This window comes from Aphanothece hegewaldii CCALA 016 (genome assembly GCF_003007785.1).
GTDB classification, from domain to species: domain Bacteria; phylum Cyanobacteriota; class Cyanobacteriia; order Cyanobacteriales; family Microcystaceae; genus Chroococcus; species Chroococcus hegewaldii.
In genome coordinates this window covers 107,595-129,292 of the sequence record NZ_PXOH01000008.1, presented here as the reverse complement: position 1 = coordinate 129,292, position 21,698 = coordinate 107,595, and the positions used below count along the sequence as shown (strand labels likewise).

Below are 21,698 nucleotides of genomic sequence, written 5' to 3'. Positions count from 1 at the left end.
CTCTTCAAGTTTTTGGAATGTTAGAATTGAAGTGTAGATAGAATAGGTAGAAAGGTATTTTATGACATTACAAAAAGACTCGCTTTCTAATAATTCCTACACTGAAGAAAAATCGGAGCAGAATCTAACAGAGATTGTAACAATACGTCCTGATTCTGAAACCATGACTCGTCAACACTTGCCATATTTTGTAGGTATATCTAAAACAACGGTAGGTGCAAAAGGGATATCAATGAATTTGGTTATTATTCCCCCTGGTGGAACTGCCAAACCCCATTTTCATCGTGACTACGAAACAGCCATTTATTTAATTAAAGGTCGCGTAGAAACCCGCTATGGACAAGGACTTAAACAATCTGTGATTAACGAAGCGGGCGACTTTATTTTTATTCCCCCCGGTGTTCCTCATCAGCCCTATAATCTAAGTGATACCGAACCTGCTCACGCGCTCGTATCTCGCAATGATCCCAACGAGCAAGAAAATGTCGTTCTCTATGATCTGTGTGAGTGAAGAAACGAGAGTGTATTGTTATTTGATTTCAAAACATCAAAATTTAATATTAATTAACTAAGACTTTTCACGAAATTTTCGACAACAGTCACGAATTCTTCGGTAGACTCATAGGGAAGAACATTACGCCCTGAAATTTTAACACCTTGTCCATTTGAAAGATGTTGTAAATAATTTTCTAATCTTTCATCGGGGGATTCTATTTTACCCTCTCGTCCTATACTAGAAGCTTGTTCACCAAATACCACTAAAGTCGGTTGGGAAATAGAAGTAATTGCCTCACCGTAGTTTTCTCGCCAAAATCCTGCTAAAAAAGAAAATACAGCATAGCGACTATTGATATTCATCGCACCTTTTTCTAAAAAATCTAACCATTCATTATCAACATCTTCAGCTTTGGCAAATAATTGACGTGTCGAAAAAGATTTTAGAAACTCCCGACGACGCGCATACTGATAAAATGCTTTCCCTGCAAGAGAATTAAAAAACAAATTCCAGACTAATTTCTGTTGTAGAGGGTTACTGGCTTCCGTCATTGTACGCCATGCAGGAGGGCCAGACAAGACGACACCTTTAATCCAATTGGGTGAATTTTGTAGTAATTTAATGGCTACGGGAAATAATGCTCCTTGTACCACTAATACAACGGGTTTTTTCACATTATTTTCGATAAAATCCTTTAATTGTGCCGCCCAATCTTCGGGATAATAAGCAAGAGGTGGCATATCACTCAACCCACAACCGAGTAAATCCGGGTTATAAATAGGATAGGGCAAACCACGATTAAACCAAGCGTGAATAAAACGATGCCAAAATACCCCCGATAAACCCACACCAATGGGATGTAACAAAACTAATGCGACACGTTCATCGGTTAGGATCTCGTTAGTGTTATAGGTATAAGAACAACGATAATTGTTCCAGTAATAGGTATTAATGATGGTTTTCATAAAATAGGGCAAAAGGCTATTACTCGATCATTATCGCGTTTTTTCCGTTAGCTTGACTTTTTTTGCCGTGAATGACCTTGCTCAAACTGACTAATACTAGCGACTGATCCATACAACCATCACTATATATTTTACTCTATACAATTTCGAGAATATTATTATGTTTTTTTATTGACAAATCCAACTAATTATGTATATCACTTGATGGATTTTGGTTAATTGAATAGATCAAAGAAAGAGAGCCATCGACGACAATGGTAAAATTTTATTAAGCAGACTAAAAAATTGAGGTTTTAGTGAAAGGAAAGCACTCACCAGGAATTCTAGTGATCGTTATTTATAAAAGTTTAGCAGCTTTATTACTCGCTGCAACCGCGATCGGATTATTGTTTATTTCTTTTAAACAGCAATGGTTAATAGAATTGTCTGAAACCTATATGGTAGAAGAAAAATTATATTTTATCGAATGGACAATTAATAAGCTTACCAATACTAAACCACAAACGTTAGAGATAACTGGACTTGTCACCAGTCTTTATGCTATTGTGACAGCGATCGAAGCAATTGGGTTATGGTATGAAAAACCTTGGGCAGAGTTATTAGTTATTGGTTTGGTGGGAATTGGTATTCCTCTAGAAATCTACGAATTAATCCGAGAAGCATCTTTACTCAAGCTAATTATTTTACTCATTAATCTCGCTATTTTCTTATATCTCATCTATTACTTTCGCAAAACCAATACTCATATTGAGCCACGAACCAGACAAATTATGAAAAAATCATGAAAATTGCCGTTCTAATAATTTCTTAACTCCATCCCGTAAGACAACATTATTAAGTCTACATCCTTGAGGCTGAAAAATTATAGAAAATCTTAAGGTGAAAAACATCTAAAATCTATACTTGGGGCATTGCAAATTTAGAGAATTTGTCTTTATCATCTAAAGCTGACCCTCCATTCATTTAGGATTTGGGAGACGACTTTTAGATGAGTAATCCTCTCATTTTGGCTCAAATAATAAACCAAGTTATTCAACCCTATCTAGCCCTGCATATTCCAGATGGGTTTTTAAGTTTACCCGTCAGTCTAGTAACATGGCTCATTGCGATCGCTTTAATTGCGGTAGCATTAGGAAAAGTTCAAGCCCAATATAAAGAAAGAACTGTACCATTAATGGGCGTTTGTGCGGCGTTTATTTTTGCGGCGCAGATGATCAATTTTCCCATTCCTGGCGGGACTTCAGGACATTTATTAGGCGGAACTTTAGCGGGTGTTTTACTCGGTCCCTGGGCGGGAACTCTCGTCATGACGGTGGTTTTTATTGTCCAAAGCGTTTTGTTCCAAGATGGCGGTTTAACGGTTTTGGGGGCAAATATTTTTAATATGGGTCTAATTGGCACATTTGGCGGTTATTATCTCTATAAAGCCATTCGTAAAGCCGTTGGTTTTCATACTTGGCGCGGTATGGCTATTGCTACGGTTATCGCTGCTTGGGTTAGTGTCGTCGTTGCGTCCTTTGTTTGTGCGTTTCAACTGGCTTTATCGGATACAGTTCCTCTTAATGTTGCCATCACTGCGATGTTATCATGGCATATTTTAATCGGCATCGGCGAAGCCTTAATTACTTTCTTTGCCGTTAGCTATATTTGGCGCACACGTCCTGATTTATTCTACGATCCCCCTCGACAAGCACTAAACTCGACACGTTCTTATATTTCCCGTTAGACTAAAAATAAATTTATTATGAGAAATCGTGCATTTTTCCTCACTGGTTTATCAATTGCTTTACTCATTGCTGTTTTCCTGTCTCCTTTTGCTAGTTCCGATCCCGATGGTTTAGATCGCGTCTCAGAAGATTTGAAATTTAAAGATAAAGAACATCCAGAAGCCCCCGCAACAAAACTACCTTTTGCTAACATTTTTGATGGTTATGCCCTAAAAGGTGTTCCTGAAGGAGTCGCCACCCCTCTAGCTGGTTTAGTGGGAACGCTTGCTACTTTTGGTATTGCTTGGGGTATTGGACAACTCGCGGTACGCCGTTCAGATTCGTCCGATTCTTCCCAAAATCCATTAGAATAAGGCGATGTTACTTCATATTGGCGCATTTAAATTAGATGTCGATAGCAAACGGTTCACACTATGGCATCAACTCGCCCCCCGGACCCGTGTTTTTTGTGCGTTTCTTTTTGTTTTTGCCAATGCCTTAACCCCTAATGGACAATGGTTGACATGGGCGATTTATGGTTTTGGCTTAGTGATTTTAATATTACTTTCTCAGGTTACTTTACTGGTGTTGTTGCGTCGAGTGGCCGTCGAATTTACTTTCATTGGTACAGTATTACTGGGAACACTATTTCGAGAGGGCGGTACGGTTCTTTGGTCTTGGGGATGGCTACAAATTACCACAGCCGGGTTAAATGTATTAGGTAGTGTTGCCCTTAAATCTTTTCTTTCACTACTCATGCTCAATATACTAATTCTGACGACTTCTATTCCGTCTTTATTACACGCTTTGGCTGCTTTACGGGTTCCTCCTCTATTAGTCGCCATTTTATCTTCAATGTATCGTTATATTGCGGTTTTAATCGATGAATTTGATTCGATGCGACGGGCAGCATTATCACGAAATTTGATGGCAAGTAAGCAATGGCAACGTCTAGTGGTGGGTAATATGATCGGATCGCTGTTTATTCGGACTTATGAACGAGGCGATCGCATTCATCAAGCTATGTTAGCACGTGGCTACACGGGATTACTGCCTGTTACCCAAGTCGAGCAAGTGGGCAAAATTGATTATTTGTCAATTGTTTTAACATTTATTATTATTTTGTTGGGACAGTTTATTTACTTACGCTAATTCATGCACCATAATCCGATTGATATTGAAAATCTTTTTTACACCTATCCTGATGGTACAGAAGCCCTCAAAGGCCTTAATTTATCAATTAGGGCAACGGAACGAGTAGCATTAGTAGGTGCAAATGGTTCGGGGAAATCGACTTTATTACAGCATCTTAACGGTATTTTACTTCCCCAACAAGGAACAATTAAAATTGGACAATATTCCGTACAATCTGAATATTTAAAAGATATTCGCAATTTCGTCGGTTTGGTGTTTCAAAATCCAGATGACCAGCTATTTATGCCGACAGTGTGGGAAGATATAACTTTCGGCCCAATGAATCAAGGAATCAAAGGCGAGGAACTAGCCCATCGTTGTTATCATGCCATGTATGCGGTCGGAATAGAACCAGAAGTTTATCGCCATCGTAATAGTAATAATCTCTCAGGTGGGGAAAAAAAACGAGTAGCGATCGCAGGTGTATTAGCCATGCAACCCCAAGTATTAGTCTTCGATGAACCCACCGCCCAACTCGATCCTCGTTCCCGTCGTCAACTCATCCAACTGATGCAAACTTTACCTCAAACACAAGTCATTGCGACACATGATCTTGATCTGGCTTTAGATTTATGCGATCGTACTATTATTCTCAGTCGGGGACAAGTGGTTAAAGATGGGCCAACCGAACAAGTTTTGAGTAATATCGAATTTCTCGAACAACATTACCTAGAAACCCCCCTTTGTTATAGCCGTCCCTATTGTTTGGTTCAAGATGCACCTTTAGTTAATCTTCACCATTGATAAACTTAAATGTAACATTATTTAAGTTTTGCTTTTGTACTCATTGATTCAAGCTTAATACAAGTGGAAAACTGCAAACCAAAACATGATTTTAGAAGTTGCAATCCTCAAGGTTAAACCTGAAATATCTGCTGAATTTGAAGCAGCCTTTGCGACAGCATCATCAATTATTTCCTCAATGCCAGGCTACCTTAGCCATGAGCTACAGCAATGTTTGGAAGTTGAAAACCAATACCTCTTGCTAGTCCGTTGGATGAAACTGGAAGACCACACGATTGGTTTCCGACAATCACCAGAGTATCAGAAATGGTGCCAGATGTTACACCATTTTTACGAGCCATTTCCGACAGTTGAACATTACAAAATGATTGTAAGCAATGAAGTCTGAGCCGTTCATCATAGTTTAATAGCTTTTTGCAAAATCTTATCACGGTAAACTTCTTTTAAGCTATCTTTAGTGAAAACAAATACTTGAAAACTTAATAAGTCTCGTAAATCCATCATGAAACCGCTTAAATCTAATAAGGTTTTTTCGGACTGTAAATCAACTAAAAAATCAAATTCATTATTTTTTCTTCCTCCTTCATCCTCAGTCAATGAAAAAATTTTAATATTTGATATCCCATACTGAGAAGCTATATTTAAAATTTCTGGCTTATGAGATTGAATAGCTGCTAAACGACTGCGAAAAATAACTGATTGATCTTGATGTTGGGTTAAATGCTCTAAATGCTTTGAGAGCAATAACTGTTCATCAAATGATAACTTCTTAATTTCTTCTAGGATAGAGTTTAAAACTGGGTTATTCATTATTAATTCTTATTTCTGTGGCGTTATATATTCCCCAATGTTAGCACTCTTATTTAATTCAGCCTCTTAAATGTATTTATTTTGTATAAAATTATACCCGACAAAAATAGTCGGATATGTTTGACGTATTTTTTGAGGGTGTGATAAGATTCATTCAACAAGTTGACGGAAAAGACTAGAGAGAAAAACGATGACCCAGGCAACCAATACTTTAACTTCTACCTTCACCCCCACTTTTACTAAACTGGTTTCTAAAGAGGGTGGTAGAGAATATCCCCTCAAAGCAATTAATATCTGTGAAGAAACCTTCGCACCCTTAGAAGTTGCCTACGACTATGATTTAATACGTCGTCAAGTCAGTCGGGAAAGTATCCAAGCAGGGCCTAACTCCATTTGGCGTTATCGCGCTTTCTTACCCGTAGAAAGTGAAAATCCCATTGATGTCGGTACGGGAATGACTCCCTTAGTAAAATCCAATCGTTTAGCGCGTCGTTTGGGTCTAAAAAATCTCTATCTTAAAAATGATGCCGTCAATATGCCCACCTTAAGCTTTAAGGATCGGGTTGTCTCCGTTGCTTTGACTCGCGCTAAAGAACTTGGGTTTACCACCGTATCTTGTGCCAGTACCGGAAACTTAGCTAATTCTACCGCAGCGATCGCCGCCCATGCTGGTTTAGATTGTTGTGTGTTCATTCCCGCAGATTTAGAAGCAGGAAAAATCCTCGGCACCTTAATCTACAATCCTACCGTGATGGCGGTCAAAGGAAACTACGATCAAGTGAATCGTCTCTGTTGCGAGGTCGCCAATACACATGAGTGGGGATTTGTCAATATTAATTTACGAGCTTATTATTCTGAAGGTTCCAAAACACTAGGTTTTGAAGTCGCAGAACAACTCGGCTGGAAACTCCCCGATCATATTGTTGCACCTCTAGCCTCTGGCTCACTCTACACCAAGATTTACAAAGGCTTCCAAGAATTCGTCAAAGTCGGCTTAGTTGAAGATAAACCCGTTCGTTTCAGTGGCGCACAAGCAGAAGGATGCTCACCCATTGCCCAAGCATTCCGCGAAGGTCGTGACTTTATTTCTCCCGTTAAACCCAACACAGTCGCTAAATCGATCGCTATTGGGAATCCTGCTGATGGCGTGTATGCCCTAGAACTAGCGAGAAAAACAGGCGGTAATATCGAATCAGTAACCGATAAAGAAATTATTGAAGGAATTAAGCTACTCGCCGAAACCGAAGGGATTTTTACCGAAACCGCAGGCGGAACAACGATCGCAGTCTTGAAAAAATTGGTAGAAGCCAAAAAAATTGACCCCGATGAAACCACCGTCGTTTATATCACCGGCAATGGTTTAAAAACCCAAGAAGCCGTACAAGGCTACATCGGTGAACCCCTACTCATCGAACCCAAATTAGATAGCTTTGAGCGTGCTTTAGAACGTTCTCGCACCTTAGAAAGACTCGAATGGCAACAAGTTTTAGTCTAATCCGAATGAATTATAGGGGTGCGGTCTCCAAACCCTGATCTAGACCTTAATCCTGTCCACATTTAGCCCAATTAACGAAATATGCCTGTTAAAGTTCTGATTCCCACACCTTTACAAAAATTTACCAACGATCAAGCTACTATTGAATGTACGGCGACAACGGTCGGAGATTTAATCAATTCTCTAGAACAAAATTGCCCAGGAATTAAAGCGCGTTTGTGTGATGAAGACGGAAAACCCCGACGCTTTTTGAATTTTTATGTTAATAGTGAAGATATTCGGTTTTTAGAAGGCGTTGAGACTTCTTTAGCTGATGGCGATGAAGTTAGTATTGTACCCGCCGTAGCAGGGGGTTAAGAATAAAATTAGGACAAAGAATGAAACCGCAAGGCTGGGATGAATTTCTTAAACAAATCGCTCAAGACTATGAACTACATGGGAAATTAAAAGAAATTTTCCTAGTTCGTTTTGCTTACGAAAATTGGCGTAAGTCTGATAAAGAAATTTGGGAACTTGCAGAAGCGGCGAGTCATGAGACATACAAAAAACAAATGACGGAAGTTTATAAGTATTTTTCTCAAGATAAGCCCAACGGATGCCCAGAATTAGAAATTAGCAGTAAAGGGCCTGGCAAGTTCCAAATTTTGCGAGAATGGTTTAGAGATATAAAATATGTTGAGTGGCGACAAACAGCAACGACAAATATAGAGAGTGTTCATCTTACTTTACCCACCTTAAATGATTCAATAGTTTATATTCAAAGACCACCCATAGAAACAGATTGTTTTCAAGAAATCCACAAACCAGGTGCTTTACTTCGCATCAAAGCCCCCGAAAAAACAGGTAAAACAACCCTCTTGAAAAAAATCCTTAGTTATGGAGATAATTCTAATTTTCATACCGTTTATCTCAATTTGCAGGTTGCAGAAAGCGCAATGTTTGTCACCCTCGATAAATTTTTACGCTGGTTTTGTGCAAATATTACGAGAGAACTGAGATTAAAACCCGAATTAGACGAGTATTGGGATGAAGAATTATTTGGTAGCTTAGTCAGTTGTCAAACGTATTTTCAAAGCTATTTATTAGAACAACTGGGAAAACCTTTAATTTTAGGGATAGATAACCTACATCGCGTCTTTGAATATCCCGAAATAGCTAAAGATTTTTTGCCGATGTTGCGCTATTGGCATGAAGAAGCGAAAAATATAGAAATTTGGCAAAATCTTCGTTTAGTTTTGGCCAATTCTACCGAAGCATATATTCAGTTAGATGTCAATCAATCTCCTTTTAATGTTGGCAGACAAGTTAGATTATTCGGATTTAATTTAGAACAAATCATGCAGTTTGCTCAACAATATGGAATAAAAGAGAATGAAACAATACAAAATTTTGCTAAATCTTTAATCGAATTAGTAGACGGACATCCCTATTTAGTTAAACTAGCTTTTGATGCAATGACTCAAAGTAATTTAACTAGCGAACAAATTTTACGAGATGCGGCGACTCAAGGCGGTATTTATGCAGCTTATTTACTACATCACTGGGAAAACTTACAAAAACAACCAGATTTAGTGATAGCCATGCAGAAAGTCATTGAAACGCCCACAGGAATACATTTAGAACCGATCTTAGCTTATAAGTTAGAAGGAATGGGTTTAGTAACCATTAGGAGTGATTTAGTTAAACCCAGTTGTGAGTTATATCGTCGCTATTTTAGCGATCAATTTAGAGTAAAAAAATAATGCCTACGAAAGAAAAATCCTCGTAGACATCAAAAAATTATCTTTTCAAACCTTAGAACAAACCAAGGGTTAAAGACTTATCAATAGGGAATGTTGCACCAGCGCCTAACCAAAGCGTAAACAGAGTTCCAAAAATGAAAGCAGCAGACGCAATGGGACGACGGAAGGGGTTCTGGAATTTGTTGACATTTTCAATAAAAGGAATCAACATTAGACCTAGAGGAACACCCGCCATACAAGCAATTCCTAATAGTTTATTGGGGAGAATTCGCAGAATTTGGAAAACAGGATAAAGATACCACTCTGGTAAAATCTCCAGAGGAGTAGCAAAGGGGTTAGCGGGTTCACCCATAATAGCGGGATCTAAAACAGCTAAACCAACACATAGACCGATCGTTCCCAAGATAACAACAGGGAACACATAAAGTAAATCATTTGGCCAAGCGGGTTCACCATAATAATTATGACCCATTCCTTGAGCTAACTTGGCGCGTAGTGCGGGATCACTGAGATCCGGCTTTTTTAAAGTTGACATCTGATAAATTTCTCCTTAGTTGCATTCAGGATCAGCAAATGTTTTAAGTAATCAGCGAACAAATGCTAGTTTCAAAGCTTACAAGACTTTTCTCAATCTAACTGTTTATGGATAACCAGAGTTAGAGAGGGCCGCTAATACCTTGTTTACGAATCATCAGGAAGTGCAGTAACATAAAGACTGCGATCGACCAAGGTAAAACAAAGGTGTGTAAACTATAGAAACGAGTTAAAGTTGCTTGTCCGACGCTTTCACTACCGCGCATCAGTTCGACAACTTGATCGCCCACAATGGGAATAGCAGCAGGTACACCAGAAACGATTTTAACCGCCCAGTAACCCACTTGATCCCAAGGTAAGGAATAACCTGTTACACCGAAAGTAACGGTAATAACGGCTAAAACAACCCCAGTAATCCAAGTTAACTCACGAGGTTTTTTGAAACCACCAGTCAGGTAAACCCGGAAAACGTGCAGGATCATCATCAGAACCATCATACTAGCAGACCAGCGATGGACTGAACGAATTAACCAACCGAAGTTAACTTCGTCCATAATGTATTGAACAGAAGTAAAAGCTTCAGCAACGGTGGGTTTGTAATAGAATGTCATCGCAAACCCAGTCGCAAACTGGATCAGGAAGCAAACTAGCGTAATACCACCCAAACAGTAGAAGATGTTGACATGGGGTGGAACATACTTACTAGAAATGTCCTCAGAGAGTGCTTCAATTTCTAAGCGATCATTAAACCATTTATAGACTTTAGAGTCGGTGGCTTGTTTTGTAAACATTGAGTCTAGAGGTTGCTGTAGATTTCGGTGAATTGATCTATTTTTTGGCTAATCTTATAGGCTATCTGACAAACGGGATCAGCGTCAAGTCAGAATTTGTTTAGGGTACTATAGCGTTGCTCTTCTGGAAAGCCTAAATAGCTTTTCAGGGAGTCAAGTGAGGTACACCCTCATTAAAGAAATGTAACATAGCTTTAAGCTTTAAGGATAGGGTTACTCTTAAGATTCGATCTCTAATTCCTTTTCTGCCTTTAGTAATGGGCGATTTGCCGCCAAAGTCGATCATGAGAGGGTCGCTATTTGGTACATATATTCTATTTTAACTTGCTTTTTCGCTAATTTCCAAATTATAAAAAAGTTTTGAGTCAAGCAAAAATAGACAAAATACTATGGTAAAAAGATTTTTAAAGGTGAATTTAAAAGAATATCTATTTAGGAAAACATGAAAAATCAAATATAATCTTTTCTTGATTGGCTTTGTTGGTCATTAATATCTGGTATGAGAAGATATAGATTTTTAGTCAGGTTTGACAATATCTTCGAGTCAGTCTATTTTCTAGGAATGAGATAGAATAATAAAGACAGATGTTTTTCAAGCAATGAAATTCAATTTGTCAGGAAATTTTTTAGAAAGTAGTTAATTTAGCTCAAACTCGGTAAAATGAAGTTAGTCATCCGTTTTTTGTCGATTAGTTTCCTTGGTTATTTACTGACAAGCTGTACCGAAACAAAATCATTTCAGTGTCAGAAAATTTATCGTATCGCTAACGAAGTTCAAAAAGAAACACAATCTTTAACAAAAAGTGGTCAAGAAGTCGATAAAAAAACATGGCTTTTAGCGGCTGATAAAATTGAACAAGCTGCCGACGAAATGAAAGACTTAAAAGTAAATGATGACCAACTGAAAAATTATAAAGCATTATTTGCTCAAGTCTATCTCGACTATGCCACAGCCACACGAGAAATTATTAAAGTCTGGGAAACCAAAGATCGTCTAGCCGCTAAATCAGCCCAAGAAAAAGTCAAAAAAGCAGGACAATTAGAACGGGAAGTCGGCGAGAAAATTAATAGCTATTGTGGCGAAAAATAAAATAAAGAGTGACCATCAACGAACCATTACAATAAATAATCGAAAGAAAAATATTAGGAGACAATATGAGTGAGTTTGATTACGATTTAGTCATTATAGGGGCTGGCGTGGGGGGTCATGGTGCAGCATTACACGCCGTCAAATGTGGACTAAAAACCGCTATCATTGAAGCGAAAGACATGGGGGGAACCTGCGTCAACCGAGGCTGTATCCCTTCTAAAGCTCTACTCGCCGCGTCTGGTAAAGTCAGAGAATTAAAAGATACTTCTCATCTTAATGGTTTAGGGATTCAAGTTAAAGATATTCGATTTGATGAAGGAGCGATCGCTAATCATGCCACTAACTTAGTTAATAAAATACGTGGTGATCTAACCAATAGTTTAAAACGCCTCAATGTCGATATGATCAAAGGTTGGGGTAAAGTCATTGACATTCACAAAGTCAGCGTACTGAGTGATAGTGGCGAAAAGATTATTACTGCTTGTAATATCATGCTTTGTCCTGGATCAATTCCCTTCGTACCCCCAGGAATAGAAATCGATCATCAAACAGTATTTACCAGTGATGAAGCAGTTAAACTAGAAAGCGTTCCCCAATGGGTGGCAATTATTGGCAGTGGTTATATCGGGTTAGAATTCTCTGACATTTACACCGCTTTAGGATCTGAAGTCACCATGATTGAAGCTTTAGACACCCTCATGCCTGGTTTTGATCCCGATATCTCAAAATTAGCCGAACGTATTTTAATTAAACCACGAGATATAGAAACTCATGTCGGTGTATTAGCCAAAACCGTGAAACCCGGTACACCTGTGGTTATTGAATTGGCTGATATGAAGACCAAAGAAATTATTGATACCATTGAAGTTGATGCTTGTTTAGTAGCTACAGGACGCATTCCCGCGACGAAAAATCTCGGACTAGAAAACGTTGGTGTTACCATCGACAGACGGGGTTTTATTCCAGTAGACGATCGCATGGCAGTTTTAAAAGAAGGTGAACCGATACCCCATTTGTGGGCGGTGGGCGATGCTACAGGTAAAATGATGTTAGCTCATGCCGCATCAGGACAAGGTGTGATCGCCGTCGAAAATATTTGCGGTCGTCACAAAACCATCGATTATCGGAGTATACCAGCCGCCGCCTTTACCCATCCTGAGATTAGCTATGTTGGGCTTACAGAACCCCAAGCCAGAGAATTAGGGGAAAAAGAAGGTTTTGCAGTAGCGACCGCCAAAACGTATTTTAAAGGCAATTCCAAGGCTCTAGCCGAAGGGGAAACCGAAGGAATGGCCAAAGTCGTTTATCGCAAAGATACCGGAGAATTATTAGGAGTACATATTATTGGGATTCATGCGTCAGATTTAATTCAAGAGGCCGCTAATGCGATCGCCCAACGTCGTTCTGTACAAACTTTATCATTTAATATTCATGCTCATCCGACGCTTTCAGAAGTGTTAGACGAAGCGTTCAAACGCGCCGAATCTGACGTCGCAGCCTAAGCTACTAAGAGGGTACGGGGAAACATGACAAATTAAATTAAACCCTGTACCCTATAACCTGTAAACTAACTCCTGTAACTTTTATGCTGTCAGCCCTTCTTTTTGACTTAGATGGAACTTTAGCCGATACGAACCCAATACATTTTTCAAGCTGGCAGGAAATATTACAGCGATATGGTTTAGAAATTGATCAAGATTTTTATGATTATCATATTTCGGGGAAACATAATCCTCAGATTATCAAAGATATCTTACCTCAACTCTCACCAGATGAAGCAATTAAACTCGCAGACGAAAAAGAAAGCTATTTTCGGGAATTAGCAACCAATTTAATGAAACCATTACCCGGTTTAGTCGAGTATTTAGACTGGGCAAAAAATCAAAACTTACAACTCGCTTTAGTCACCAATGCACCGAAAGCAAATGCAGATTTTATGTTAAATGCTTTAGGATTATCTGACACTTTTTCAGTCGTCGTTTTAGGGGAAGAATTACCAAAAGCTAAACCCGATCCGATTCCCTATCAGATAACATTAGAGAAATTGGGGATAGCGAAAGAAAATGCGATCGCTTTTGAAGATTCTCCATCGGGCATTAAATCGGCTGTAGGTGCAGGAATTTTAACCATTGGTGTTTTATCGACACACCCAGCAGAAGATTTACTCAAAGCGGGCGCAAAATGGCTTATACAAGATTTTACCGATTTCAAGTTAAAACAGTTGGTTTATTAGTCCGCCAGTATGCCAGTATGCCAGTATGCCAGGGATTAAAATCCCTGTCTCGTAGAGACGCGCCATGGCGCGTCTCTACAGTCGGTTGAAACCGACTAAAGATTTAGTTTTTAGCCCATTTTAATGAGGGACTGTCCGCGCCACCTGTGGGCGCGGCTTGTAAGTCCCGTAGGACTTCGGCTATGAGACAGTGAATTTATTCACTGGCAATCTTAATAATTACTTTATCAGTTCATTTTAGGGACTATTTGGCGTAATTGGTGTAGTCGGCGTAGTCGGTGTAGTTGGTGTGTTTCCTTTCACACAATCTAAACTTCTAATCATGGCGGCTGCAGCATAATTACGGTTAGCAGGTTCATTCGGTGCAAAAACATCACCTTGCTCATTGAGAGGAGACGCAACACCACAAAAACTCGACATTTGAGTAATAATATTTTGCGCCCAATGTCCTGAAATATCCGAAAAAGCCATCGGTGGTTTATTCGCAACAAGTTCAGCAGATTGTGTAGTCTGCATCTTCAAATATTCGCTCACTTTGCGTAAAATAACCATCAATTCCGCCCGTGTAATCGGGTCAGTGGGTTGAAACTGTCCCGCCGCTTTTCCTGCTACAATATTATTCTGTTGCGCCCATTTAATTTTTTTGGCACTCCATCGATCATCAGCAACATCAGAAAAAGGACTTGGACTGGTTGCAGTCGCCTCTAAATCAATTTTAACAACTGTATTCATCGCATCGATCGCAATTGATACCAATTGTTCTCTAGTAACAGGAATTTCGGGACGGAACGTATTATCTTCCTTAAAACCAGCAACAAAACCGAGAGCGACGGCTTTTTCGATTTCCGACTTATAAATATCATCATTGATATCTTTGAAACTTGCTACCGAAACAGGATCAGAAGGTGGTACAGGGGGTATTTGTCCCGATGCGGCGGCGATTTCGATGCTATTGCCACTAAAATAGAAATGACCCACCTGTTTACCCCCAAAAGCTCGCTTAGAAAACTTCCAGCCTGGATCTAAGACGACTTTCATAAAATTTCGCTGTACTCCTCTCGTGCGACCTAAAACGATTTCTGGCATATTAGGAATACGGGGCGTTCCAACAAGTAATAACTCACCATTGCGCTCAACGAGTCTCAGGATGTAGCTTAGACCTAAATCTTGACCATCCAAACGAATCGAGTATCCATTACTATCGGTAGCACGTCGGCAGATTCCTGTAAAGTCGAAATTCAGCAAAAGTGGGTCAACAATTGCGGGAGCGGTACCCGTTTCACTCCAACACTGTTGTTTTTCGGGTATTTGCTCAATAACCAGTAAATCATACTTATTATCACCAAAAGGACGAGCGATCGCAATAACTTGTGTTTGCTCGACTTCTTGTTCTTCAAAAGTTGTACCTTGCGCTTGAGTCGGAATACAAGGAGCAATAGAAGATACTGTAAAGGTAAATAAGGCTGCTAGGTGGAGAGAGTTCCTAAGTTTCATATGATCTCGTATAGTCAAATATTTTTATCGGTGTAGGCATAAAATTGCTAGACACTGCAATTCTTTGACCCTAGCATAAGGTCACAGGTTCCGATGTATAAGCTGACAATCTAAAGTCTTTCTTTATAGGTAAAAGTATTTCAGCCTTTAGATCTACCAACTCTGATCAATGAAATTGTTAGGTTAATTAATATGACATCAATTGTTGAAAACTCAATGTAGTTTTCAAAAAAGCTCGCTTAAACTCATGTTGATTAAAATTGGTTATAACATTGTTATAGAGTCTCCTGCACCTGTGCCGATGCACCTCATGCTCTATACTTATCCATCACGAGTCGGGGATTTAAAAAAGCCTGATCGAATTAGACTAGAGCCAGATATTTCTATTCAAGAATATATCGATCATTTTGGGAATCGTTGTGGTCGAATTATTGCACCTGCGGGTCAATTGCGGATGTGGAATGATACGATTATAGAAGATAGCGGCAAACCTGATCTTATTAACCCGCAAGCCATTCAACACAACATACAAGATTTACCACCTCAAACACTACAATACTTGTTAGGTAGTCGTTATTGTGAAGTCGATCAACTCAGTGAAATAGCGTGGCAATTGTTCGGAAATATTACCCCAGGATGGCCGCGAGTTCAAGCAATCTGTGATTGGGTTCACGAAAATATACAATATGGGTACGCTTATACTAATGTAGGTAAAACCGCATATCAAGTTTATACCGATCGTACTGGAGTTTGTCGAGACTTTGCCCATCTTGCTTTAACATTTTGTCGCTGTTTAAATATTCCTGCGCGTTATGCTGCTGGATATTTGGGTGATATTCGAGTCGAACCTTTACCCTTTTCGATGGATTTTCACGCATGGTTTGAAGTGTTTCTTGATGGACAATGGTATACTTTTGATGCTCGTCATAACGTGCCTCGTATTGGGCGAATCTTGATGGCTCGTGGGCGTGATGCGGCTGATGTAGCATTGATGACATCTTTTGGAGCCTACGAATTAGTAGAATTTAAAGTCTGGGCTGATGAAATTCCGAATACATGGGAAAAAGCCACTAAAAATTCAAGACTTAAGCCAATGGCTGCTTAGTAAGATGGTGTGTGGAGTAAGGAAAATTTAGCTCATGCGATTTGAAATAGAACACTTAACGAGTTACACCTATAGTAATCCAGTGTCTTTGGGGCCGCAAACCATACGACTGCAACCGCGAGGAGACGGGAGTCAACACCTATTAAACTTTGAATGCGTCATTGAACCAACACCCCGTTTAATGACAAGTTTAATGGATTTAGAAGGAAATATAGTAACGCGGACTTGGTTTGATGAGCCAACAACCCATTTAAACATAACAACTCGTTTCAGCCTAGAAACTTTGCGCCGTAATCCTTTTGATTATTTCCCAGAAACCCACTTTGAGCAATGGCCAATCAATTATTCTGAAGAATTAAAAGAACATTTAACCCCCTATTTGACTACAGAAATACCAGAACTAAAAATCATAGAATTATCCAACGAGTTAGCGACATTGGCTAAATTTGAAGCCTTGCCTTTTTTAGAAGTCGTTAATCAATATATATATAACGAAATTAAAAGCGAAATCCGCGAAACAGGAAGCCCTCAATCACCAGAAATGACCCTAAGTAAAAAACGGGGTGCTTGCCGCGATATGGCGGTTTTATTTATGGCTATTTGTCGCCAACAAGGTTTTGCTTGTCGTTTTGTCAGTGGTTATCAAGCGCGTAGTGTCCCTAGAATCAATGAACGGCGCTATCTCCATGCTTGGGCTGAAGTTTATATACCAGGTGGAGGATGGCGAGGTTATGACCAAACACGGGGGCAAGCGGTTGCCGATGCTCATGTGGCACTAGCCGCAGCGCGTATACCTAGAGGAGCAACTCCCATTAGTGGTACTTTTATCGGCTCAAAAGTACAGTCTCAGATGAATGTCAGTTTAAGTATAAATACTATCTAAGACGATCGCTCATTCCGAAAGAATACTTAAATTTACTTGCTCACCATCTTTTAAAGGTTTGCTGCTTTTCACAACAAAGCGTTCTCCTGGTTTAATACCCTCTAGAATAGCCACTTTTCCGTTATTGCGTTGACCAACCTGTACAGTTTGCTGTACAACCTCAGATGAGGACTCTTGTTCATTGGTTTGAACGCGATAAATAACGGTTTTTCCTGATTCTTCACTCAGCGCCGATTCTGGGACAATAACTTGTTTTGAATTACTATTAGAAAAGCTAACTCTTGCTAATAAACCTCCATTAATTTGTTGTTCGGGATTATCAATAATAATTTCAACAGGAACATTACGAGTTACAGACTGGGCAATTGGACTAATTCTGCTTACATATCCCGTAAACGTTTTATTGGGAAACGCATCTAATTTAATGTTTACACTTTTTCCAGAGCGTATTTGTTCGATTTCTAATTCAGATACAGGGATAATCACTTTAATTTGTCTAAAATCGCCTAATTTAATAATTTCTCCACCAGCAGTAATTAAGTCTCCAGGTTGGCTAACTTTTTCAATAACAACACCTGTAATGGGGGAAACAATTTGAGCAAAAGATTGTTTTCTTTGCTGTTGGGCTAAAACGGATTTTTGTGCAGCAATTCGGTTTAGAATATTAGCGGCGGCTTTTTCTTCAATGCGGATTTCTTCAAGTGCGATTAAAATAGCTTGTCCCGACGTTTTAGCATTTGTTACAGCTACTTCCGCTTGTTGTTTAGGGATTGCACCTTCACGGGCTAAAAGAGTTAATCTTGCTGCATCATTTTTCGCTTGCTGATTTTCAATTTTCAGACGTTCGACTTCTAGCCGAGCATTATTCACTTGTATTCTAGCTCTAGAGAGTTCGGTTTCTAGTGCCGCGAGTTGGGCTTTTTGTTCTAAAACTTGGGTGGCAAGAATGCTATCATCAATTTGCCCCAAACGTTGACCTTTTTGCACTCTATCCCCAATATCTACCGCTAAATTGAGTAAACGCCCTTCAACTTGAGAACGCACTGAGACTTCTTGAATCGGTCGTGTGCTACCCGTATAGTTTAAATTAGAAGATAAGTTCCCCGTACGTGCGATCGCTACATCAACGGCTGTTGTCTTATTTTGCTCTTTTGTTGAAGCGGATTGATCTTTTGTTGTCGCACATCCGGCTAAAAAAACTACAATAATAGTTAGTAGATAACCTAGCTTATTGTTTAAATTTCCAGAATTCATTGATTTTTCTCGTTTATTTTCCAATAACATAAAAATTCCTTGTGAAAGCACGTCGCTCGACCAAAAAATCCTCATCTTGGGTTAGAAAGCTTTTAATTGTTGTACCGTTGCTCATTGCTTTACCCTTTGGTTCGATCTATGGACTGTTTACAGTGTATCGAATTCAAGGTGAACAGTTCAGCGCCAAAGGAGAAAGGCAAAAAGCGATCGCCGCCTATCAATCCGCCCTACACTTTAATTTTAATTCTGCAACAACTTATCTTAAATTAGCCCAAGTTCAGCAACAAGAAGGTTTATTTTTTGATGCTTTAGCCAGTTATCAACAAGCGTTTCAAATTAACCCCAATCTAGAATCTAATTCTGATGCGGCCGTTGCTCTAAAAGAATTAGGCGATACTTTTATTAAAAAATTTTCTTATGAAGAAGCAACTTTTGCTTATGAGAAATCGATTCAATTAGAACCTTTTTATTTAGAAGCTTATTTAGGTTTAGGAAATTATTATTTAAAACAAAAATTATGGGAAAAAGCACGTAAAAATTATGAAAAAGTAATTAGTATTGATTCAGAGCATTTAGAATCTTATATCGCTTTAGGGACTATATATCGACAACAGAAAGAATTACAACAAGCAGAAGAAATGTATAAAAAAGCTCTAGCCCTAAAGCCATATGATCCTAAAATATCTCAATATTTAGGACAAACCTACCAAGAATTAGGATTAACTCAACAAGCCATCGAATATTATTTACAAGCGATTACTATAGAACCCAAAAACGGAGAATTATATAACCTATTGGGTGAAGCATTGTATAAACAAAAAGAAATTGGTCAAGCGAATGAAGCCTACGAAAAAGCCTTACAATATGCGCCCAAAAATGCTAAAATTTACCAAAATCTTTGTTTATCACAACTCAATCTCAAACAATACGAATTAGCCTTAAAACGATGTCAACAAGCTTATCGTCTTAATCCAGAATTAGTCGAAGCGAGAGTTTATGCAATTGAATTAGAGAGAGGTTTGGCTGTTCGGAACAATCCCAATGTTCTAAATATGCCCGAACAATTACCCAGTACTCGAATCGATCCTTTAGTTCAAACCAAACGCTCAATTGTTAAAATTTTTGCTCTAGGTGATTCATTTAATAGTATTGGTACAGGTTGGATTGTTAAACGCGAAAATAATAAAGCATGGATTGTGACTAATCGTCACGTCGTCATCGACTCAGAAAAAACACTGAAGCAAGCGAGTCGCATTGCCGTAGAATTTTATAGCACACCTGAAAAGGGACAAATTCGCCGCCGTCAAAACGCTAAAATCATTAAAGTTGCACCCCAAGAGGATTGGATTGATTTAGCCGTTTTAGAAGTGGATAACCTACCCAATGATATTAAACCGTTTACTCTTGCTTCTACGGTTGGTATTACTGATTTACCCGTGAAAGTGATCGGAAATCCAATTACTACAGGAGATTGGGTTTTAGCTAAAGGTACTGTGCTTCAAGTCAATGAACAACAAGTTATGATGGCTATTAAGTTAGCTTCTGGTTTTTCAGGTGGTCCCGTTCTCACCCCGTCTAATCAAGTCGTTGGTTTAGTCTCACAAGCTGGACTCTACTGCCCAAATTCACCGCCACCAGACATTATAGAATCTTCTCTTCAACTGGGTTGTGGGATTGCCGTTCCTATAGAAGCCGTCAAGGAACGATTACAAAGTTGGGGCATCCTGAAATAGTAGCCCCAAATGAACATCAACGACGCTGTTTTTCATTCATCAGCATGGGTAAAGGTTGACGATCAGAACTTGGAGGGAGATAATATCTAGGGGTTTCTTCGGCTGCAATCTCTTTAGCTTTTTGAATTTGTAGCCATCGCATTACTAAAGCTGTAATAATGACCATCATCCCAAAAGATAATAAAGACCAGCGTTGACCAACGCCACCCATTACCACATTAACTGTACCAGCAATCAGAATAAAACCTGAAATCGGCTCTTTACGATAGGCAGTTTTGAGGAAACGAGGTACAATAACGTTCATGCGTTAGCTCTACAAAATAATGGATATTTTTTCTTAAATAGGTTAATTATTACAGTTCCCACTTCTACAATAGAGAAAGTGTAAAAACTCTACTGTAATCCTAACCAAGTCAACAAGCCCTGACCTGAAAAATACTCGATCGCTAAGGTTAACAGAAAACCAATCATCGCCGCTCGTCCGTTGAGACGTTCTGCATATTCATTAAAGCCAAACTTAGGTTCTTCGAGTTTCGGGGTTTGAGTGGGTTCAAGATTAGCCATGATCAATAGTCCTCTTTTAAATCATTAACTTTACATTTCTTTACTATTCTATATTAAACGTAGAGACGCGATCTGATCGCCTCTTTACAGGTTTATTGTGAGAAGCGATAGATCAAGTCTTTACCCATCATCTAGTCACGTCCATTGATGGCAATCAAAAGACGCAAAATGAAGACAAAAAGGTTGATATAAGTGAGATACATCGAGAGTGCTGCCGGAAGATACTGATCATCGCGGTAAGTACGGGGAAGAATGTAAAAATCTACTACAGCCGATCCCGTAAAAAGCAGAACACCGAGACCAGAAATCGCAATCTCTAACCAAGTCGGGGTAAATACGCCAAAAAGAGCGAAAACAAACTGGGCTAAAACAACGACCAATAAAGCAATCACACCTAGACTAATGGTTTTAGTCAAAGCCATGCCATCTTGATCAGAAAGATTAGAACCAATATTGCGACCCAAAACAAAGGCTACACCACAACCGAGCGCCGCGATCCCGATCCCTGTCAGTCCGACACCTGTAGTTCCCAAAGCAACGGAAACTAAACCACTAAGGGTATAACCAGACAGTAAGCTATAAATCGCTAATAAAGGTAGAGCCGTTGATTTATTGCCGTTTTCCGCAACATTACGAGCAACAAAAAACAAAATTAACGAAGCGACGATCGCAACAAAGAAACTCGGCATAAACAGAGCCGGGGCCGATCGCATCACCCCTAAACCGCCGTAAGTGCCTACCGCAGTCAAAACTAAACCACCGCCCAAGAAAGGGAGAGCATTTGAGATGACATTAGGCCCGACCAGAGATTGTCCTCTCAGGTCACGCATCGCTTGACGAAAATTACTGGTATTACTCATACAAT

Annotated in this window: 25 protein-coding genes; 16 read left to right on the top strand and 9 right to left on the bottom strand. The window is 39.3% G+C overall.

Features of this window, described 5'->3' with window-relative positions:
• Positions 1-61: 61 nt before the first annotated feature.
• A complete protein-coding gene (locus C7H19_RS10180) occupies positions 62-511 on the top strand; it encodes a cupin domain-containing protein (protein WP_106456766.1) in 450 nt (149 codons plus the stop codon).
• Between the two features lie 53 nt (positions 512-564).
• Here the strand turns inward: C7H19_RS10180 and C7H19_RS10175 are convergent, their stop codons facing one another.
• The gene (locus C7H19_RS10175; RefSeq protein WP_106456765.1) at positions 565-1,461 is read right to left on the bottom strand and encodes an alpha/beta fold hydrolase; all 897 of its coding nucleotides are present in this window, start codon (positions 1,459-1,461) and stop codon (positions 565-567) included.
• Positions 1,462-1,757: 296 nt separating this feature from the next.
• On the opposite strand from C7H19_RS10175, the gene C7H19_RS10170 reads away from it, so the two are divergent.
• The 6 genes from C7H19_RS10170 to C7H19_RS10145 all read left to right on the top strand — a co-directional run bounded on the left by C7H19_RS10170 (position 1,758) and on the right by C7H19_RS10145 (position 5,493).
• Positions 1,758-2,246: a DUF2127 domain-containing protein gene (locus tag C7H19_RS10170; protein ID WP_106456764.1), complete on the top strand. Its 489-nt coding sequence runs from the start codon at positions 1,758-1,760 to the stop codon at positions 2,244-2,246.
• 203 nt (positions 2,247-2,449) lie between these two features.
• On the top strand, positions 2,450-3,187 hold the full coding sequence (locus C7H19_RS10165) for an energy-coupling factor ABC transporter permease (protein ID WP_106456763.1): 738 nt from the start codon (positions 2,450-2,452) through the stop codon (positions 3,185-3,187).
• Positions 3,188-3,205: 18 nt separating this feature from the next.
• On the top strand, positions 3,206-3,541 hold the full coding sequence (locus tag C7H19_RS10160; protein ID WP_106456762.1) for a PDGLE domain-containing protein: 336 nt from the start codon (positions 3,206-3,208) through the stop codon (positions 3,539-3,541).
• 4 nt (positions 3,542-3,545) lie between these two features.
• Complete coding sequence (cbiQ, locus tag C7H19_RS10155; protein WP_106456761.1) at positions 3,546-4,319, top strand: cobalt ECF transporter T component CbiQ; 774 nt, start codon at positions 3,546-3,548, stop codon at positions 4,317-4,319.
• A 3-nt stretch (positions 4,320-4,322) separates the two neighbouring features.
• On the top strand, positions 4,323-5,105 hold the full coding sequence (locus tag C7H19_RS10150; protein ID WP_106456760.1) for an energy-coupling factor ABC transporter ATP-binding protein: 783 nt from the start codon (positions 4,323-4,325) through the stop codon (positions 5,103-5,105).
• A gap of 85 nt (positions 5,106-5,190) precedes the next feature.
• Positions 5,191-5,493 carry an antibiotic biosynthesis monooxygenase family protein gene (locus tag C7H19_RS10145; RefSeq protein ID WP_106456759.1) on the top strand — a complete coding sequence of 101 codons (303 nt, stop codon included), beginning with the start codon at positions 5,191-5,193 and terminating at the stop codon, positions 5,491-5,493.
• A gap of 8 nt (positions 5,494-5,501) precedes the next feature.
• On the opposite strand, the gene C7H19_RS10140 is transcribed toward C7H19_RS10145, so the two are convergent.
• Positions 5,502-5,915, bottom strand: coding sequence for a nucleotidyltransferase family protein (locus C7H19_RS10140; RefSeq protein ID WP_106456758.1), 414 nt, complete (start codon positions 5,913-5,915; stop codon positions 5,502-5,504).
• 190 nt (positions 5,916-6,105) lie between these two features.
• Here C7H19_RS10140 and thrC point away from each other — a divergent pair, with 190 nt between their 5' ends.
• From thrC to C7H19_RS10125, 3 genes are all read left to right on the top strand, one after another.
• Positions 6,106-7,410, top strand: a complete 1,305-nt coding sequence (gene thrC / locus C7H19_RS10135) for a threonine synthase (RefSeq protein WP_106456757.1) — start codon at positions 6,106-6,108, stop codon at positions 7,408-7,410.
• 81 nt (positions 7,411-7,491) lie between these two features.
• On the top strand, positions 7,492-7,767 hold the full coding sequence (locus C7H19_RS10130; protein WP_106456756.1) for a MoaD/ThiS family protein: 276 nt from the start codon (positions 7,492-7,494) through the stop codon (positions 7,765-7,767).
• A 20-nt stretch (positions 7,768-7,787) separates the two neighbouring features.
• Positions 7,788-9,152: an AAA-like domain-containing protein gene (locus C7H19_RS10125; protein WP_106456755.1), complete on the top strand. Its 1,365-nt coding sequence runs from the start codon at positions 7,788-7,790 to the stop codon at positions 9,150-9,152.
• A 52-nt stretch (positions 9,153-9,204) separates the two neighbouring features.
• On the opposite strand, the gene petD is transcribed toward C7H19_RS10125, so the two are convergent.
• Both petD and petB read right to left on the bottom strand, forming a co-directional pair.
• Positions 9,205-9,687, bottom strand: a complete 483-nt coding sequence (gene petD, locus C7H19_RS10120; RefSeq protein ID WP_106456754.1) for a cytochrome b6-f complex subunit IV — start codon at positions 9,685-9,687, stop codon at positions 9,205-9,207.
• Between the two features lie 121 nt (positions 9,688-9,808).
• On the bottom strand, positions 9,809-10,477 hold the full coding sequence (gene petB / locus C7H19_RS10115; protein WP_106456753.1) for a cytochrome b6: 669 nt from the start codon (positions 10,475-10,477) through the stop codon (positions 9,809-9,811).
• Between the two features lie 661 nt (positions 10,478-11,138).
• Between petB and C7H19_RS10110 the strand changes: the two genes are divergently transcribed.
• The 3 genes from C7H19_RS10110 to C7H19_RS10100 all read left to right on the top strand — a co-directional run bounded on the left by C7H19_RS10110 (position 11,139) and on the right by C7H19_RS10100 (position 13,800).
• Positions 11,139-11,567: a hypothetical protein gene (locus C7H19_RS10110; RefSeq protein ID WP_106456752.1), complete on the top strand. Its 429-nt coding sequence runs from the start codon at positions 11,139-11,141 to the stop codon at positions 11,565-11,567.
• A gap of 65 nt (positions 11,568-11,632) precedes the next feature.
• Positions 11,633-13,069: a dihydrolipoyl dehydrogenase gene (gene lpdA, locus C7H19_RS10105; protein WP_106456751.1), complete on the top strand. Its 1,437-nt coding sequence runs from the start codon at positions 11,633-11,635 to the stop codon at positions 13,067-13,069.
• Between the two features lie 83 nt (positions 13,070-13,152).
• Positions 13,153-13,800: an HAD family hydrolase gene (locus C7H19_RS10100; protein ID WP_106456750.1), complete on the top strand. Its 648-nt coding sequence runs from the start codon at positions 13,153-13,155 to the stop codon at positions 13,798-13,800.
• A gap of 237 nt (positions 13,801-14,037) precedes the next feature.
• Here the strand turns inward: C7H19_RS10100 and C7H19_RS10095 are convergent, their stop codons facing one another.
• Positions 14,038-15,294, bottom strand: coding sequence for a DUF3747 domain-containing protein (locus C7H19_RS10095; protein WP_106456749.1), 1,257 nt, complete (start codon positions 15,292-15,294; stop codon positions 14,038-14,040).
• Positions 15,295-15,541: 247 nt separating this feature from the next.
• On the opposite strand from C7H19_RS10095, the gene C7H19_RS10090 reads away from it, so the two are divergent.
• Positions 15,542-16,399, top strand: a complete 858-nt coding sequence (locus C7H19_RS10090) for a transglutaminase-like domain-containing protein (protein WP_106456748.1) — start codon at positions 15,542-15,544, stop codon at positions 16,397-16,399.
• 34 nt (positions 16,400-16,433) lie between these two features.
• Positions 16,434-17,282 (top strand): transglutaminase family protein, encoded by an 849-nt coding sequence (locus C7H19_RS10085; protein ID WP_106456747.1) that lies wholly within the window; start codon positions 16,434-16,436, stop codon positions 17,280-17,282.
• 9 nt (positions 17,283-17,291) lie between these two features.
• Here C7H19_RS10085 and C7H19_RS10080 read toward each other — a convergent pair whose 3' ends face one another.
• Positions 17,292-18,566, bottom strand: a complete 1,275-nt coding sequence (locus C7H19_RS10080; RefSeq protein WP_181280571.1) for an efflux RND transporter periplasmic adaptor subunit — start codon at positions 18,564-18,566, stop codon at positions 17,292-17,294.
• A gap of 11 nt (positions 18,567-18,577) precedes the next feature.
• On the opposite strand from C7H19_RS10080, the gene C7H19_RS10075 reads away from it, so the two are divergent.
• Positions 18,578-20,269 carry a serine protease gene (locus C7H19_RS10075; RefSeq protein WP_106456746.1) on the top strand — a complete coding sequence of 564 codons (1,692 nt, stop codon included), beginning with the start codon at positions 18,578-18,580 and terminating at the stop codon, positions 20,267-20,269.
• Positions 20,270-20,285: 16 nt separating this feature from the next.
• Here C7H19_RS10075 and C7H19_RS10070 read toward each other — a convergent pair whose 3' ends face one another.
• The 3 genes from C7H19_RS10070 to C7H19_RS10065 form a co-directional block, all read right to left on the bottom strand.
• Positions 20,286-20,573, bottom strand: coding sequence for a hypothetical protein (locus C7H19_RS10070; protein WP_106456745.1), 288 nt, complete (start codon positions 20,571-20,573; stop codon positions 20,286-20,288).
• A gap of 89 nt (positions 20,574-20,662) precedes the next feature.
• Positions 20,663-20,833: a hypothetical protein gene (locus C7H19_RS25615; protein WP_181280570.1), complete on the bottom strand. Its 171-nt coding sequence runs from the start codon at positions 20,831-20,833 to the stop codon at positions 20,663-20,665.
• A gap of 131 nt (positions 20,834-20,964) precedes the next feature.
• Entirely contained in the window at positions 20,965-21,693 is a 729-nt protein-coding gene (locus tag C7H19_RS10065) for a Bax inhibitor-1/YccA family protein (RefSeq protein WP_106456744.1), read from the bottom strand.
• Positions 21,694-21,698 lie beyond the last annotated feature (5 nt).

Coding starts and splice junctions, on each gene's coding strand:
- petD (WP_106456754.1), bottom strand. CDS start 9,687: ATGTCAACTTTAAAAAAGCCGGATCTCAGTGATCCCGCACTACGCGCC.
- C7H19_RS10160 (WP_106456762.1), top strand. CDS start 3,206: ATGAGAAATCGTGCATTTTTCCTCACTGGTTTATCAATTGCTTTACTC.
- C7H19_RS10070 (WP_106456745.1), bottom strand. CDS start 20,573: ATGAACGTTATTGTACCTCGTTTCCTCAAAACTGCCTATCGTAAAGAG.
- C7H19_RS10145 (WP_106456759.1), top strand. CDS start 5,191: ATGATTTTAGAAGTTGCAATCCTCAAGGTTAAACCTGAAATATCTGCT.
- C7H19_RS25615 (WP_181280570.1), bottom strand. CDS start 20,833: ATGGCTAATCTTGAACCCACTCAAACCCCGAAACTCGAAGAACCTAAG.
- C7H19_RS10180 (WP_106456766.1), top strand. CDS start 62: ATGACATTACAAAAAGACTCGCTTTCTAATAATTCCTACACTGAAGAA.
- C7H19_RS10095 (WP_106456749.1), bottom strand. CDS start 15,294: ATGAAACTTAGGAACTCTCTCCACCTAGCAGCCTTATTTACCTTTACA.
- C7H19_RS10150 (WP_106456760.1), top strand. CDS start 4,323: ATGCACCATAATCCGATTGATATTGAAAATCTTTTTTACACCTATCCT.
- lpdA (WP_106456751.1), top strand. CDS start 11,633: ATGAGTGAGTTTGATTACGATTTAGTCATTATAGGGGCTGGCGTGGGG.
- petB (WP_106456753.1), bottom strand. CDS start 10,477: ATGTTTACAAAACAAGCCACCGACTCTAAAGTCTATAAATGGTTTAAT.
- C7H19_RS10110 (WP_106456752.1), top strand. CDS start 11,139: ATGAAGTTAGTCATCCGTTTTTTGTCGATTAGTTTCCTTGGTTATTTA.
- C7H19_RS10130 (WP_106456756.1), top strand. CDS start 7,492: ATGCCTGTTAAAGTTCTGATTCCCACACCTTTACAAAAATTTACCAAC.
- C7H19_RS10090 (WP_106456748.1), top strand. CDS start 15,542: ATGTTGATTAAAATTGGTTATAACATTGTTATAGAGTCTCCTGCACCT.
- cbiQ (WP_106456761.1), top strand. CDS start 3,546: ATGTTACTTCATATTGGCGCATTTAAATTAGATGTCGATAGCAAACGG.
- C7H19_RS10085 (WP_106456747.1), top strand. CDS start 16,434: ATGCGATTTGAAATAGAACACTTAACGAGTTACACCTATAGTAATCCA.
- C7H19_RS10065 (WP_106456744.1), bottom strand. CDS start 21,693: ATGAGTAATACCAGTAATTTTCGTCAAGCGATGCGTGACCTGAGAGGA.
- C7H19_RS10140 (WP_106456758.1), bottom strand. CDS start 5,915: ATGAATAACCCAGTTTTAAACTCTATCCTAGAAGAAATTAAGAAGTTA.
- C7H19_RS10175 (WP_106456765.1), bottom strand. CDS start 1,461: ATGAAAACCATCATTAATACCTATTACTGGAACAATTATCGTTGTTCT.
- thrC (WP_106456757.1), top strand. CDS start 6,106: ATGACCCAGGCAACCAATACTTTAACTTCTACCTTCACCCCCACTTTT.
- C7H19_RS10165 (WP_106456763.1), top strand. CDS start 2,450: ATGAGTAATCCTCTCATTTTGGCTCAAATAATAAACCAAGTTATTCAA.
- C7H19_RS10100 (WP_106456750.1), top strand. CDS start 13,153: ATGCTGTCAGCCCTTCTTTTTGACTTAGATGGAACTTTAGCCGATACG.
- C7H19_RS10125 (WP_106456755.1), top strand. CDS start 7,788: ATGAAACCGCAAGGCTGGGATGAATTTCTTAAACAAATCGCTCAAGAC.
- C7H19_RS10080 (WP_181280571.1), bottom strand. CDS start 18,566: ATGTTATTGGAAAATAAACGAGAAAAATCAATGAATTCTGGAAATTTA.